Genomic DNA, 14,227 nt, shown 5'->3' on the forward strand with positions numbered 1-14,227 from the left:
TCACTGCGCGGCACTCTCGGCAGGCGCGAACTCGACAAGCCGGATATCGAGCAGCGAATGGTCGCCGGCTTCGCTGATCAGCGTGCGCTGGCCGACGCCGGCGTACTGGTCTTCGCCGGCCAGCGGCAGCCAGTCGGTGCGGCGGCCCAGGGTTGTTTCGTCGTCCAGCGCGTCAAGCGCGCCGGGATAGCGCACCGGCACCAGGCCGTTGAGTCCGCGTCCGTCATGCAACTCGATCTCGGCCGGTGCCCAGAGCAGGTCGACCAGGTGCTGCGGACGGGAGAACTTGAGGCGGCGCACTGCCGGCAGCGGCAGCCACGCATAGCCCGAAGGCGTGAGGAGCTCGAGCACGGCGCCAATGCGCGCGTCGCCGTCGCAAAGCCAGGCGAACTCATTGCTTTGCACCGGCTCGCCGTCGATAGCCTGCACGGCGCGGGAATCCGACCGGTCGACGCAGCTCAGCGTGCCCTGCAATGCGGGTGCATCCTGCCGCGCGGCTTCGCGCAGGTCGGCCGCTTCGGCGGCACGTTCGGCCGACAGACCCGCGGCGGCAATCAGCCCCGCGACCCAGTCGGCCTGGCCGGCAATGACGGCCGGCGCACGGCCGCCGTTCCAGAATTCGGTTCGATGCCGCTCGGCGGCCAGCGCCATTGCGCAGGTGGCACTGGCGGGAGCGAAGGAAGGATCGATCTTCGCGGCCAGCTTGAGCTGGTCTTCAGCCCGCTGCCAGTCGCCCCGCAGCGCAAGAAAGTGGCACAGGGCAAGCCGCAGGCTGGCATTCTGTGGACTCGCGCGGATCTGCCGCTGTACCCATTCGGTGTGTTCGGCCACGGAGCGCTCGCCCAGCACTGCAAACCCATCGCCCATGAAACTTCCTCATTGACTCGCGCACGGCCTGGAGGCCGTCGACAACTATCTGCAGGCGACCGGCCCGCGGCATGCGCGGGCCGGTCGGGAACAAGCAAAAGGGGAAATCAGGATTCCCGGTTTTCCTTGATGTTCCAGGCCAGCACGGTCTCGGCGCCCTTGCCGCCCTTGTCGGTCTGCTCCCAGTACTGCTGCTTCACCTTGGCCGCCTGGAACGCGAACTGCACCAGCACCGCATCGCCGCCCTGCTCGGCCGTGTACTGCACCGAGGTGACCAGCACTTCTTCCAGCGTCACGCGCGTGTATTCGATCTGCGAGCCCCCGGCCTTGCACACCGACACTTCCACCTTGCTCAGGTGCTTGCCGCTCGCGCAGTTCTTCATCACCGACGGCGCCGCCTTGTCGATGCGCGCGAGCACCTGCAGGTCATTGAAGCTCGCCTTGCCCACACCGCCCCCGCCGCCACTGACCATGTTGCCAGGCTGCGTCGCTCCCCATGCGAACGACTTGATATCCGTCCAGTCCTTGTGGTTCGAGTCCTTGGATTCGCCGTTCGCGCCCTCGACGCGCATGAACATGTCTACTGCCATGATTAACCCCCAGAGTTATATATATGCCCGATTGCGGGACACCGTTGAACTAGCTGCTGTCCTTCTTGTTGGATGGCAGCTTCGAAACCAGCCGCAGTGACACCGTCAGCCCTTCGAGCTGATAGTGCGGCCGGAGAAAAAACTTGGCGGCGTAGTAGCCGGGGTTGTCCTCGATGGCTTCCACCTGGACTTCGGCCGCCGCCAGCGGCTTCATTGCCTTCGTGTCCTGGGACGACGTGCCCGGGCTGCCGTCCACGTAGTTCATGATCCAGTCGTTGAGCCAGCGCTCCATGTCCTCGCGCTCGCGGAACGAACCGATCTTGTCGCGCACGATGCACTTCAGGTAGTGCGCGAAGCGGCAGCACGCGAACAGGTACGGCAGGCGCGCGGCCAGGTTGGCATTGGCCGTGGCATCGGCGTCGTAGTACTCGGCCGGCTGCTGCAGCGACTGCGCGCCGATGAAGGCCGCGAAATCGGAGTTCTTGCGGTGCACCAGCGGCATGAAGCCGTTCTTGGCGAGTTCGGCCTCGCGCCGGTCGCTGATGGCGATCTCGGTCGGGCACTTCATGTCCACGCCGCCATCGTCCGTCGGGAAGGTGTGGGTGGGCAGGTTCTCAACCGCACCGCCCGACTCCACGCCGCGGATCGACGTGCACCAGCCGTACTGCTTGAACGAGCGATTGATGTTCACGCCCATCGCGTAGGCCGAGTTGGCCCAGGTGTAGCGGTTGTGCAGGGCCGAGTCGGTTTCTTCCTCGAACTCGAACTCGTCGACCGGATTGGTGCGCGCGCCGTAGGGCAGGCGCGCCAGGAAGCGCGGCATGGCCAAGCCGATGTAGCGTGCGTCCTCCGACTCGCGCAGCGACCGCCATGCGGTGTGCTCGGTGTTCTGGAAGATCTTGGTGAGGTCGCGCGGGTTCGACAGTTCCTGCCACGAATCCATCTGCATCACCGTGGGCGATGCGCCGGCAATGAAGGGGCAGTGCGCGGCCGCGGCGATCTTGGCCATTTCGCCGAGCATCTCGACATCGGGCGGGCTGTGGTCGAAATGGAAGTCACCGATCAGCGCACCGAAGGGCTCGCCGCCGAACTGGCCGTACTCGTGTTCGTAGATCTTCTTGAACAGCGGGCTCTGGTCCCAGCCGATGCCTTTGTGGCGCTTGAGCGAGCGCGCCACTTCGCGCTTGGAGGCGCACATCACGCGGATCTTGAGCTGCTCGTCGGTCTCGGTGTTGTTGACCAGGTAGTGCAGGCCGCGCCATGCGCCTTCGAGCTGCTGGAAGTCTTCGTGGTGGAGGATCTGGTTGATCTGCTCGGAGAGCTTGCGGTCGATCTCGGTGATGATCGCCTGCACGGTGCGGTAGGCGTCGTTCGAGATGGTGACGGTGCTTTCAAGCGCCTGCACCGCAAGCGTCTTGACGGCGCTTTGCACCGCCTCGCGCGCCTGGTCGGTCTTGGGCTTGAATTCGCGCTGCAGGAGGTCGGAGAACTCGTTCGGCTCGAGCGCTTCGATGGTGGCGGCCTGTCCGCGCGCTGTCTGTTTGGGTGCGGTGCTCATGATGGAGATCCTGTCGGCTTACTCGGCTTACTCGGAAGGTGTGGTGCCGGGGTTGCCCGACTTTTCGTTCGCGGCCTCGATCGCCTTGGCAACGGCGGGATTGGGTGCGGATGCGAGCGACTTGAGCAGCTCCGGGTTCTGCAGCGCCTGGGCGATCAGCTGCTCGGCGCCGTTCTTGCCGTCCATGTAGGACAGCAGGTTGGAAAGCTCGGTGCGCGCTTCGAGCAGATGCTGCAGCGCGCCCACCTGGCGGGCGATGCGCGCGGGCGAGAAGTCGTCCATGCTGTCGAAGGTGATGTCGACGTTCATCTGTCCTTCGCCCGTGAGGGTGTTGGGCACCTGGAAGGCCACGCGCGGCTTGATCGACTTCATGCGGTCGTCGAAGTTGTCGATGTCCACCGCCATGAAGTCGCGGTCCGCGAGGTCGGGCATCGGGTCGACCTGCTTGCCCGCGAGATCGGCGATCACGCCCATCACGAAGGGCAGCTGGATCTTGCGCTCGCTGCCGTAGATCTCGACGTCGTACTCGATCTGCACGCGGGGTGCCCGGTTGCGCGCGATGAACTTCTGACCACTGTTTCTGACACGGTTGTCTGCCATAAAGCTTCCTCTTGAATCTCAATGCGTATTCGTATGGGTCGAGTCCCGGCGGCCTGTTTCCGGGCGCTTGCGCCGGCCGCTCATTCCGCCGCGGCCCCGCCGCCGCTCAGCGAGCGGCCGGCCAGGCTTTCTATCTTCTGCAGGCCCTCGGGAACGAGTTCTTCGATGATCTGGAAAAAGTTGAGGTCCAGCAGCCTTTGCGCTCTGCGGATGAGCATGGGTGCCGGATGGCTGGGCTCGGTACGTTCCATGTACCGGCACGCCTTTTCCAACAGGACCTGCACATCATCACGAGTCGATATTTCAATATCTTTAATGCTTGCCGCCCGCACGCCGGAAGCGCCATTGCCCAAGGCCGCAGCGCCCTGCGCCGAAGGAGCGGCCGGTGCCGATCCATTGCCTTGCGCGGCCGCCTGCGGTACCTCGGCCGGCTCCGGCTGGGCCTGCTCCGGCAGCAGCTGAACCACGGTGCGAAGCGAGCGTTCGAGCCGGGAAAAATCGGGCGCCCAGCTCTGTCCCAAGGCCCGCTCCGAAGTCTCCCGAATGCGCCGCAGCAGCTCCAGCGCCGCATGCAATGCCATCACCGCGGGCGCTGCCTTCTCCTGTGCGCGGCGCGCCACCTCCCGCAGCCGGCCGATGCCGCCGGGGTAATCGATCTGGTCGGCCTTGCTCGAGTCGAGCAGGGCCTCGACCTGCCGCAGGCTCATCGACGCGCCGGCATCCTCGAGCAGGCGCGCATCGCGCACGCTGCGTCCGAGTCCTTCGGCTTCGGCCAATGCAGCCAGCGCATTCATGCGCGGCAGCGGGTCTTCGAAATCGCCATCGACGACGCGCGGATGCACGTCGTTCCAGAACTTTTGCAGGATGCCGTCCACCACGCGCAAGCCATCGACGTAGCCCGGCAGGCCCCGGCTCTCGGTCCATGCCAGCGTCAGCAGAACCAGCACGCGTACGTCGAGCGTGCGCTGGCACAGCTGCTTGGCAATGCGCTCGACACGGGCCCAGTCGGGCGGCTCGGCCGGAATGATGGTCGAGCCGAACTGCTGCTCCCGCTTTCCCGTTGCCGCTTGCTGCAACGCCATGAAATCGGGGTCGTATTCGAGGTCTTCACCGCAAGGAAGCGGGCCTTCAACTGGCAACTGCAGTAGTTCGATCTCGCTCGGCGGCAACCCCATCTCCCGTGTTAACCATTTTCAAGACCGGTTATCTTGAGGGGAACGCGAGACGCGGTCAACAGCAACAGATTGCTACGTGCAGCCTATGAATCACAAAGGAGTACAACTCCCTTTAAACCGTAGAAAGAACGCTTACAGCAGCCCGCGCGCAGCCAGATTCCGCATCAGCGCACTTAACCCGAAAGTCCACCGCGGCGCCTGGTCCGAATGGACCACGCGGTTCACGAGGGCACCGAGTTCCGGCGCGGCGATGCTCACGCGATCGCCGACGACATGGGTGAATCCTTGCCCAGGACCATGACGGTCTTGTGTCGGTGCGAACATGGTGCCCAGGAACAACATGAAGCCGTCGGGATAGTCGTGGTGCGCGCCGACAGCCTGCGAGACGAGGTCGAGCGGATCGCGGCTGATCCTGGCGAGCGAGCTCGAGCCTTCGAGCGTGAAGCCTTCGGGGCCCCTCACTTCAAGCGCCACCGTGATGCGGCGCACATCGTCGATGCCGAAGTGCGCATCGAACAGGCGGATGAACGGGCCGATCGCGCAGGAGGCGTTGTTGTCCTTGGCCTTGCCGAGCAGCAGCGCGCTGCGGCCTTCGAAGTCGCGCAGGTTGACGTCGTTGCCGAGCGCGGCGCCCAGCGTCTCGCCGCGGCTGTTGACCGCGAGCACGACCTCGGGCTCGGGGTTGTTCCACACCGAGGCGGCATGGATGCCGACGTCGGCGCCCATGCCCACGGCCGAGAGAACCGGCGCCTTGGTGAAGATCTCTGCGTCGGGCCCGATGCCGACCTCGAGATACTGCGACCATGCGCCCTGCGAGATCAGCACCTCCTTGACCTTCGCGGCCTCGGCCGAGCCCGGCACGATGCCCGCGAGGTTGTCGCCCAGCACGCCGCTGAGTGCCGCGCGCGTGGCCTCGGCACGCGAGGCATCGCCGCGCGCCTGCTCTTCGATCACGCGCTCCAGCAGGCTTTCGACGAAGGTCACGCCGCTGGCCTTGATGGCCTGCAGGTCGCAGGGTGCGAGCAGCCAGGGCTTCGCTTCGTCGCGCGCGGTGGCGTCGCTGTTGCCAATGGCCTCGGCCAGCGAGGCGACACGCGGAGCCTGGCCGCTGCGCAGTGCGCGCTGCACCGCGTCGGCGGGCGGCTCCTTCGCCTCGAGCAGGTCGCTCATCGTGGGCGCGAGCCGCGAGAGATCGTGCAGCCCGCCCTCGTGCACCGCCACGAGCACGGGGCCCACGCCGGGCTGCCAGATGCGGCCGACGAGCGTGGCGCGCTCGGCGTCGCGGGGAAGGCTGGCGGCGGTGGAAAGATCGAGGGGCATGTTGTCTCCGGAGGCACTTGGGTTGGGTTCTTGGAGCGGACATTCTGAATGAATGTGCTCGCTGCCGCTGCGCAAGCGGAAAGCAGGACTGCTATTGAGCGCCGTGGCCGCGCGCGGCGCGCACGCGCGCCACTTCCGCCGGCAGGTTCTTCCACGCCGGTTCCTGCGGTGCGAAGCGCGCGCGCATGTAGCCCGCGAGCTCGGCGATCTGCCGGTCGTCGAGTGCGTCGCGGAAGGCCGGCATGAAGCCGATGCCCTGGCTTGCGGGCTCGCGCACGCCATCGAGGATGGTGCGCAGCAGGTTGTCGGGCCGTGCGCTCGTGAGGTTGCCGTTGAGCGCGAGCGGCGTGTTCACGCCGAGCAGCGTGGGGCCGTCGCCGTCGTGATGGCACGACGCGCAGGCGCTGTCGAACATGCGCTGCGCGGGGCCGAGCAGCCGGCCCTGCGTACGTGCTGCGTTGTCGACCACCTGCTGCGCCACGGCCTGCGGATCGGCCGCGGGTGCCGGATTGAACGAGGCGAGGTAGGTGGCCATGGCGCGCACGTCGGCATCGGGCACCTGCGCGAGTTCGCGCACCACCTCGGCCATCGGCCCGCCCGCGATGCCATGGCGCTGCGTGTGGCCCTGGCGCAGGTAGCGATAGAGCTCGTCAACATCCCATGGCACGGCGGATTTGGAGCGCTGCGTGAGCGCGGGTGCCTCCCAGCCGTCGACCATCGCGCCCGAGAGGAACGCGCTGCCGCCCTGCTCCGCGCCGAGCGCGTTACGCGGCGTATGGCAGGCGCCGCAATGGCCCAGGCCATTGACAAGGTAGGCACCGCGGTTCCACTCGGCGCTTTGCGCAGCGACCGGCTGCAGGGGCGCGGGGTCGTGGAAGAGCGCGTTCCATCCGGCCATGAGCGGCCGCATGCTGAACGGAAACTTCAACTCGGCCCTCGGCGTTTCGGCGCGCACCGCGGGCATGGACATGAAGTAGGCGTAGAGCGCCTGCAGGTCGTCGTCGCTGGTCTTCGCGAAGGCGGTGTACGGGAACGCCGGGTACAGGTGGTGGCCGTCGCGCGAGACGCCTTCGCGCATCGCGCGCTGGAAGGCGCTGAACGACCAGCGGCCCAGGCCCGTATCGGCATCGGGCGTGAGGTTGGTGGTGTAGAGCGTGCCGAAGGGCGTCTGCATCGCGCGGCCGCCGGCATTGGGCGCGCCGCCCGGTGCGGTGTGGCACACGGCGCAGTCGCCGAGCGCGGCGAGCACGCGGCCGCGTTCGATGGTGGCCTCGCTGTAGACCGGGGCGCTGAGCGAGACAGGGGCGATGGCGGAGCGCCAGCCGAGCAGGCTGGCGATGAGGCCGATACCGCCAATGGCGAGGGCGGAGGCGGTGGCCCAGAGGCCTTTGCGCCGGGGCCAGCCCGTGTTGCTCCTTCCCCTTCCGGCGGAAGGTTGGGATGCGGGCACGGCAGCGCCACCATTCGAGCGCCGCTCGCCCCCACCCCCACCCCCGCCCTCCCCCGGAAGGGGAGGGAGCAAACCCGGGTTCAACGCCGCCAGCACTTTCTCCGGCGTGAACGGCGGCTCGCGGAAGCGCACGCCCGTCGCGTCGAAGATCGCATTCGCAATCGCCGCCGTTCCCGGCACCGACGACGACTCGCCCGCGCCGAGCGACGGTTCGCCGGGCCGCGGCATGTGCATGACCTCGATCACCGGCACGTCGCGGAAGTTGATGATCGGGTAGCCGCCCCACTCGCGGCTCGCAACCACGCCCGAGGGCAGCACGCCGGGCAGCAGCTGCGCGCCGGCCGTTGCCACGTCTTGCTGCGGCGCGAACTGCACCTCTTCCCTGAGCGCGCGGCTCGTGGTCTGGATCACGTTGCCGTGCACCTGGTGCTCGACGCCCGCGGGGTTGACCAGCAGCCCCGCGTCGTGCCCCACCACCACGCGGCGCACGTGTACCTCGCCGGTCTTGCGGTTGACCTCGACGTCGGCCACCCATGCGGCCCATGCGGCACCGAAGCCCGGCCATTTGCTGTGGATGTAGCGCGCATAGGCAAAGCCCTGGCCGAAGAGGATGTCGCCGCCCTTGCCCACGCGCGCATGCGCGGGCCTCGAAGGATGGTCGCCGTCGGCGTCCTCCTCTGGGCCGGTGCGCATGCGCCAGCCGGCCTTCTGCGCGGTGGCCTGCACCAGTTCGATCGCACGCGGATCGTCCAGGTGGCGCAGGCGGAACTGCACCGGATCGACGCCGGCGGCGGTGGCCAGCTCGTCGATGTACGACTCGTGCGCGAAGGAGCTTGGCAAGGCCGACACGCCACGCAGCCACGAGGCGCGCACGATCGGCGCCATGTCGTTGACCTTCACGCGCAGGTTGTCGACGCTGTAGGGCGGGCGCGCCGTGCGGTCGCCCATCTCGAAGGCCTGCGCCACCGGCTCGATGGTGCGCGTGAGCAGCAGTGCGAGCGTCGGCGCGCCGTTTGAGGGGTACGAGGTCTCGAAATCGTAGGCGGCGATGCGGCCATCGGCCATCAGGCCGCCATCCACTTCCATGAGCTGCGCGGCGCCCTTGGGCTCCCAGGCATGCTCCTGCTCGCGCGTGAGCTGCACGCGCACCGGTGCGCCCACGGCGCGCGCGAGCAGCGCCGCATCGGCCGCCACGTCGTCGGCGCCGTTGCGGCCGTAGCAGCCCGCGGCTTCCATGCGGATGACGTCGACCTGCACGTCGTCCAGGCCCATGAGCTTCGCGAGATCGGCGCGCAGCACGTGCGGGTTTTGCGAGCCGGCCCAGACGCGAAGGGCAATGCCGCCATCCGGGTGCCACTCTGCCAGTGCACACGAGGGGCCGATGGAAGCGTGCATCTGGTAGGGCCACACATAGGTGCGGTGCATCGGCTGCGCGGCCGCGGCGATCGCGCCGTCGACATCGCCTTCGTCGACCAGCAGTCGCTGCGTCGACGGATTGTCGCGCAGGGCCTGGGCGAGGTTGGACAGGTCGGGCATGCCGGGCCAGGGCTTCCACCTGACGCGCAGTTCGCGCAGCGCCTGCTCGGCGTGCTCCTCGCGTTCGGCCACGATGCCGACGAAGTCGCGGATCACGACCACCGCGCGAATGCCGGGGATGTGCGCAATCGACGACTCGTCCACCGACTCGAGCGTGTTGCCGATGAACTCGCCGTGGTCCGCGCCCGCATACGGCGGTCGCACCACGCGGCCATGCAGCATGCCGGGCACGCGCATGTCGTGCACGAAGACGAGGTCGCCGGCGAGCTTGGCGGGAATGTCCACGCGGGCCTGGGGCGTGCCGACAATGCGGTAGTCGGCCGGGTCCTTGGGCTCTGCGGCGGGGTCGAGCCGCAGCACGGTGCGCTGGCCCGCGACCAGCTCCGCGTAGTTGATGCGGTGGTCCGGCGCCTCGGCCACGCGCACCACGCCGTTGCGCACCTGAAGCGCATCGGCGGCCACGCCGAGCCGCTCGGCCGCGCGCGCGAGCAGCCAGGCGCGCGCCTGCGCGGCGGCCAGGCGCAGCGGCTGCGCATGGATCTGGATCGAGGCGCTCGCGATCGTTGCGCCCTGGTTGGGCGCGCGTGCGGTGTCGCCGAGCATCATGCGCACGCAGGGCATGCCGAGCTCGAGTTCCTCGGCCACGATCTGCGCGAGCGCGGTCTGGATGCCGGTGCCCAGGTCGACATGGCCGTTGAGCGCAGACGCGCTGCCGTCGTCCCACACGGCGAGCAGGATCTCGTCGCCTTCGAGCGGGTTGCCCGCCACGGCGGTGGGCTGGCCCTTGGCGGGCGCCGGCGCGGGCGGGGTCTCGCGCACGACCAGCAGCACGCCGTCGGCCGAGAGAAAGTCCGCGCGGGTTCGCGGAAGATCGGCGCGGCGCGTCATGGCTTTTGCTCCCTGCCTTGCTCCCTCTCCCTCCGGGAGAGGGCGGGGGTGAGGGCTGACGACGATGGCAAAGGCCATGCTTGTGCACGGGCCGATGCCCTCACCCTGCCCCTCTCCCAGAGGGAGAGGGAATAAGGCAGGCCGCTCATCGGCTTGTCTCCGCGCGCATGCGCACCGCTGCCCGCTGCACGGCGTCCAGAATTTCGATGTGCGTTCCACACCGGCACAGGTTGCCCGAAAGCTCGCTGCGGATGCGCGCCTCGCTCGCCTGCGGATCGCGCGCGAGCAGTGCCGCGGCCTGCATCACCATGCCGTTCAGGCAATAGCCGCACTGCGCGGCCTGCGCGTCCTCGAAGGCGGCCTGCACCGGATGCCAGCGGCCGCGCGTGCCAAGGCCTTCGAGCGTGGTGATGGCGCGGCCGGCCACGCCGTGCGCGGGAATCACGCAGGCACGCGCCGCCACGCCGCCGACATGCACCGTGCATGCGCCGCATTGCCCCAGCCCGCAGCCGTACTTGGGCCCGTTCAGGCCGAGGTCGTTGCGCAGCAGGTGCAGCAGCGTGGCCTCGCGCGGCACGCCCGCGATCGAACAGGCCCTGCCGTTGACCTGCAGGTGCAGCGGCGGCTCAGCGCCGCAACTGGCCGTCACGGGTGTACATCTCCAGGTCCACGAAGGTCGAGCCGTTGTGATTCTTCGCGCTGTACTCGACCGGGAAATCGCCGAAGCGCGCATTGCCGATGCTTTCGAGCCCGGCAATGAAGCTGTCGCGCGTGAGCGCCTTGCCCCCGCGGCGCAGGCCTTCGACCATCACGCGCGATGCGATGTAGCCCTCGAGCGTGGTGTAGCCATCGATCTTCTCGCCGAGCTCGGCGCGGTCGCGCTGGTAATCGGCCACGATGGGCACGCGCAGGGCCTGCGGCGGCGGCACGATGCTGGCCGTGACCAGCCCCGCGAGCTTGCCCTCGAGCCGCTTGGCGGAACCCGCCGCATCGGTGATGCCGACCGACAGCGTGTAGAGCGGCGCCGCCCCGCCGTTCGCACGGTAGTCGCGCATGAACACTTCGACCATGCGCCCCGCCATGATCATCAGGACCGCGCCGGGCTTGGCCTCGGCCAGGCTGGCGACCACCTGCTTCGCGTCTTCGACGGCAATGGCGAGCGGCAGCGCCTTCACGACCTGCACCTTGTAGTCGGCGGCCAGCTGCTCGCAGGTGGCGAGGTTCGACTTGCCGAACGCGCTGTCCTGGTAGACCACCGCAATCGACGAGAGGCTGATGGTCGAGAGATGGCTGATGATCTTGCGCAGCTCGAGGTCGTAGCCGGCGCGCACGTGGAACAGCAGGCGGTTGACCTTGGCGCGGAACGAGCTGGTGCCCACCAGCGGCGCGAACATGGGAACGCCGGCCTTCTCGACCAACGGCATCGCGGCCGCGAGGTTGCCGGTGGCTACGAAGCCCGCGAGCGCAAAGACCTTGTCCTCGTCGATCAGCTTCGCGGTGTTGGCGGCTGTCTTGGCAGGGTCGTAGGCATCGTCGTAGCTGACGAGTTCGAGCTTGCGGCCGTTGATGCCGCCCGACTTGTTGACGCGGTCGAAGTACAGCTTGATGCCCGCGCGGTAGTCGATGCCGAAGTCCTTGGCCGGGCCGCTGAACACGGCCGACTGGCCGATGCGGATGAGGCCGTCGGTCACGCCGTTGTCGGCGCGCACCGAACGAAGAAGGCCGGGACCCAATGCCAGGGCTGCGCCGCCCGCCACCAGGGCGCGCCTTGAAATCGGAATCGTCATGCGTTGTCGAGCTCGTTGTTGTCGTTGTTGCCGGGCGGGGTGCGATGAATGCGGTGCGGATCTGGTTGGCTCAGGCCGCCTCGATGTCGGCAGACTGGATACGCTTGACGCCCTTGGCCGCCATCTGCTTCCATGCCGCGGCGAGCGAGCCGTTGAGGTCGATGGCGCGCGTGGCGTCCTCGATCACGTAGACCTCGAAGCCGGCCTTGCGCGCATCGAGCGCGGTCCAGGCCACGCAGAAGTCGGTGGCCAGGCCGGCCACGTAGACCGTCCTGATGCCGCGCTGCTTGAGGTAGCCGCCCAGGCCGGTGGCGGTCTTGCGGTCGGCCTCCTCGAAGGCCGAATAGCTGTCGACGCCCTTGTGGAAGCCCTTGCGGATGATGACCTGCGCGGTGGGCAGCTTCAGGTCCTTGTGCAGCGCCGCGTCATCCGTGCCCTGCACGCAGTGGTCGGGCCAGAGCACCTGGTTGCCGTACGAAAGCTTGATGCTGCTGAACGGTTTCTGCCCCGGATGCGCGCTCGCGAACGATGCATGGCCCTGCGTGTGCCAGTCCTGCGTGACCACGATGTTTTCGAACGAATCGGCCAGCTTGTTGATCACCGGCACCACCTCGGCACCACCCTTGACGGGCAGCGTGCCGCCATCGACGAAGCAGTTCTGCACGTCGATCACGATCAGCGCGGACTTGCCGTTCGGCTTGAGCTTCGGGGCCGCGAACAGCGTCCCGGCCGCGCCCAGCAGGCCCAGCGCGGCCGTGGACTTCAGAAGGGATCTGCGGTGCGTGTCGTGCATGGCGTGTGCTCCGGTGGTTGACGAGAAATGGAGAAGAGGGCCGCGCGGTGCGGCTAGACGCTCAGGTAGGCGCGGCGCACCTCTTCGTTGACCGCCAGCTCTGCCATGGTGGCGTGGTAGCGGATCTGGCCCTTCTCGAGCACGTAGGCGCGGTCGGACACCAGCTCGGCGAAGTGCATGTTCTGCTCCGACAGCAGGATGCTCACGCCCTGCGCCTTGAGTTCCAGGATCATGTTGGCCATCTGCTCGACGATCACCGGCGCCACGCCTTCGGAGGGCTCGTCGAGCAGCACCAGGTAGGGGTTGCCCATGAGCGTGCGCGCCACGGTGAGCATCTGCTGCTCGCCGCCGCTCATGCGGCCGCCCGGGCGGTCGGGCATTTCGCCCAGGTTGGGAAAGAGCTTGAACAGGCGCTCGGGCGTCCACAGCGGCGCCTCGCTGCCGTCGGCCCAGCGGCGGGGTGGCTGCTTGCCGACTTCGAGGTTTTCCATCACCGTGAGATCGGTGAACACGCGGCGGTCTTCGGGCACGAAACCGAGGCCGAGCTTCGCCGCGTGATGAGGTTCGCTCTTCGAGATGTCGTGGCCGAGGAAGCTGACGTTGCCCTTGCGCTTGGCGAGCATGCCGATCAGCGTCTTGAGCGTGGTCGACTTGCCGGCGCCGTTGCGCCCCATGAGCGCGACGACCTCGCCGCGCCGCACTTCAAGATCGACGTCGTACAGGATCTGCGCGGCGCCGTACCAGGCGCACAGCGAGTTCGCCTTCAACAGTGTTTCGTGCGTGCTCATCCGATGGCTCCCACTGCTGCGTTCACTTCGGCAGCTTTCTCTGCAATCTTCTCGAAGGTCTTGCCGCTGCCGAAGTACACCTCCTGCACCTTCGGATGGTCGCGGATCTCGAGCGGCCTGCCCTGCGCGATCAGGCGGCCGCGGGCCAGCACGATCATGCGGTCGGCGTAGGCGAACACCACGTCCATGCTGTGCTCGGTGAACAGCACGGCCAGGCCGCGCTGGACCACGAGCTCCTTGGTCAGCGCCATCAGCGAATTGCGCTCCTTCGGCGCCATGCCGGCGGTGGGCTCGTCCATCAGCAGCAGCTTGGGCGCATTGGCCATCGCGATCGCGAGCTCGACGCGCTTGACGTCGCCGTAGGCGAGCTCGCTGCAGGGCCGGTCGGCCTGCGCCTTCATGCCGACTTGGTCAAGCAGCGCCAGCGCCTCGTCGCGCTTGTGGTCCGCCGCGCGGCGCCACATCGAGAACAGCTTGCCGTCGTGCGAGAGCATCGCCATCTGCACGTTCTCGGCGACGGTGAGCGAGGCAAAGGTTTCGGCGATCTGGAAAGTGCGGCCCACGCCCTTGCGCCAGATCTCGCGCGGCTTCTGGCCCACGAGCTCGTGGCCGTCGAACACGATCGAACCCTGGTCGGCCTTGAGCTGGCCGTTGACCATGTTGAAGGTGGTGGACTTGCCAGCGCCGTTCGGGCCGATGAGGGCCAGCAGCTCGCCGGCCTTGAGCTCGAAGCTGATGCCGTCGACGGCTTTGACGCCACCGAAGGATTTGCCCAGGTTGTCTACTTTGAGGAGGGTCATTTGGATTTACTCCCTCTCTCTGTGGGAGAGGGTTGGGGTGAGGGCTCGCGGCTTTCGAACTCTGCAGATTTTTCG

12 protein-coding genes are annotated in these 14,227 nt (G+C 67.7%); all 12 read right to left on the bottom strand.

What is annotated here, in order from left to right; translation table 11 throughout:
* The 12 genes from L1081_RS19115 to L1081_RS19170 all read right to left on the bottom strand — a co-directional run bounded on the left by L1081_RS19115 (nt 1) and on the right by L1081_RS19170 (nt 14,152).
* Nucleotides 1-867, bottom strand: a complete 867-nt coding sequence (locus L1081_RS19115; RefSeq protein ID WP_489413583.1) for a type VI secretion system accessory protein TagJ — start codon at nt 865-867, stop codon at nt 1-3.
* Between the two features lie 107 nt (nt 868-974).
* Nucleotides 975-1,457: an Hcp family type VI secretion system effector gene (locus L1081_RS19120; RefSeq protein WP_319427133.1), complete on the bottom strand. Its 483-nt coding sequence runs from the start codon at nt 1,455-1,457 to the stop codon at nt 975-977.
* 49 nt (nt 1,458-1,506) lie between these two features.
* The gene (tssC, locus tag L1081_RS19125; RefSeq protein WP_319428501.1) at nt 1,507-3,015 is read right to left on the bottom strand and encodes a type VI secretion system contractile sheath large subunit; all 1,509 of its coding nucleotides are present in this window, start codon (nt 3,013-3,015) and stop codon (nt 1,507-1,509) included.
* A gap of 27 nt (nt 3,016-3,042) precedes the next feature.
* On the bottom strand, nt 3,043-3,615 hold the full coding sequence (tssB, locus tag L1081_RS19130) for a type VI secretion system contractile sheath small subunit (protein ID WP_489413584.1): 573 nt from the start codon (nt 3,613-3,615) through the stop codon (nt 3,043-3,045).
* Nucleotides 3,616-3,695: 80 nt separating this feature from the next.
* Nucleotides 3,696-4,790: a type VI secretion system protein TssA gene (tssA, locus tag L1081_RS19135; protein WP_489413585.1), complete on the bottom strand. Its 1,095-nt coding sequence runs from the start codon at nt 4,788-4,790 to the stop codon at nt 3,696-3,698.
* 132 nt (nt 4,791-4,922) lie between these two features.
* Nucleotides 4,923-6,110, bottom strand: a complete 1,188-nt coding sequence (locus tag L1081_RS19140) for a fumarylacetoacetate hydrolase family protein (RefSeq protein ID WP_489413586.1) — start codon at nt 6,108-6,110, stop codon at nt 4,923-4,925.
* Nucleotides 6,111-6,201: 91 nt separating this feature from the next.
* Nucleotides 6,202-9,984 carry a molybdopterin cofactor-binding domain-containing protein gene (locus L1081_RS19145; RefSeq protein WP_489413587.1) on the bottom strand — a complete coding sequence of 1,261 codons (3,783 nt, stop codon included), beginning with the start codon at nt 9,982-9,984 and terminating at the stop codon, nt 6,202-6,204.
* A gap of 145 nt (nt 9,985-10,129) precedes the next feature.
* On the bottom strand, nt 10,130-10,633 hold the full coding sequence (locus L1081_RS19150; RefSeq protein ID WP_489413588.1) for a 2Fe-2S iron-sulfur cluster-binding protein: 504 nt from the start codon (nt 10,631-10,633) through the stop codon (nt 10,130-10,132).
* On the bottom strand, nt 10,611-11,771 hold the full coding sequence (locus L1081_RS19155; RefSeq protein ID WP_489413589.1) for an ABC transporter substrate-binding protein: 1,161 nt from the start codon (nt 11,769-11,771) through the stop codon (nt 10,611-10,613). The genes L1081_RS19150 and L1081_RS19155 overlap by 23 nt, the downstream gene beginning before the upstream one ends.
* A 70-nt stretch (nt 11,772-11,841) precedes the next feature.
* Nucleotides 11,842-12,564: a bifunctional nicotinamidase/pyrazinamidase gene (pncA, locus tag L1081_RS19160; RefSeq protein ID WP_489413590.1), complete on the bottom strand. Its 723-nt coding sequence runs from the start codon at nt 12,562-12,564 to the stop codon at nt 11,842-11,844.
* A gap of 53 nt (nt 12,565-12,617) precedes the next feature.
* Complete coding sequence (locus tag L1081_RS19165) at nt 12,618-13,352, bottom strand: ATP-binding cassette domain-containing protein (RefSeq protein WP_489413591.1); 735 nt, start codon at nt 13,350-13,352, stop codon at nt 12,618-12,620.
* Nucleotides 13,349-14,152: an ATP-binding cassette domain-containing protein gene (locus L1081_RS19170; protein WP_489413592.1), complete on the bottom strand. Its 804-nt coding sequence runs from the start codon at nt 14,150-14,152 to the stop codon at nt 13,349-13,351. The genes L1081_RS19165 and L1081_RS19170 overlap by 4 nt, the downstream gene beginning before the upstream one ends.
* Between the last annotated feature and the right edge of the window lie 75 nt (nt 14,153-14,227).

The organism is Variovorax sp. MSC1_012, assembly GCF_023667525.1.
Taxonomy (GTDB): Bacteria; Pseudomonadota; Gammaproteobacteria; order Burkholderiales; family Burkholderiaceae_C; genus Variovorax; species Variovorax beijingensis_B.

Bases quoted from the DNA above. Each gene is read 5' to 3' on its own strand.
- L1081_RS19115 (WP_489413583.1), bottom strand. From the start codon at position 867: ATGGGCGATGGGTTTGCAGTGCTGGGCGAGCGCTCCGTGGCCGAACAC.
- L1081_RS19120 (WP_319427133.1), bottom strand. From the start codon at position 1,457: ATGGCAGTAGACATGTTCATGCGCGTCGAGGGCGCGAACGGCGAATCC.
- tssC (WP_319428501.1), bottom strand. From the start codon at position 3,015: ATGAGCACCGCACCCAAACAGACAGCGCGCGGACAGGCCGCCACCATC.
- tssB (WP_489413584.1), bottom strand. From the start codon at position 3,615: ATGGCAGACAACCGTGTCAGAAACAGTGGTCAGAAGTTCATCGCGCGC.
- tssA (WP_489413585.1), bottom strand. From the start codon at position 4,790: ATGGGGTTGCCGCCGAGCGAGATCGAACTACTGCAGTTGCCAGTTGAA.
- L1081_RS19140 (WP_489413586.1), bottom strand. From the start codon at position 6,110: ATGCCCCTCGATCTTTCCACCGCCGCCAGCCTTCCCCGCGACGCCGAG.
- L1081_RS19145 (WP_489413587.1), bottom strand. From the start codon at position 9,984: ATGACGCGCCGCGCCGATCTTCCGCGAACCCGCGCGGACTTTCTCTCG.
- L1081_RS19155 (WP_489413589.1), bottom strand. From the start codon at position 11,771: ATGACGATTCCGATTTCAAGGCGCGCCCTGGTGGCGGGCGGCGCAGCC.
- pncA (WP_489413590.1), bottom strand. From the start codon at position 12,564: ATGCACGACACGCACCGCAGATCCCTTCTGAAGTCCACGGCCGCGCTG.
- L1081_RS19165 (WP_489413591.1), bottom strand. From the start codon at position 13,352: ATGAGCACGCACGAAACACTGTTGAAGGCGAACTCGCTGTGCGCCTGG.
- L1081_RS19170 (WP_489413592.1), bottom strand. From the start codon at position 14,152: ATGACCCTCCTCAAAGTAGACAACCTGGGCAAATCCTTCGGTGGCGTC.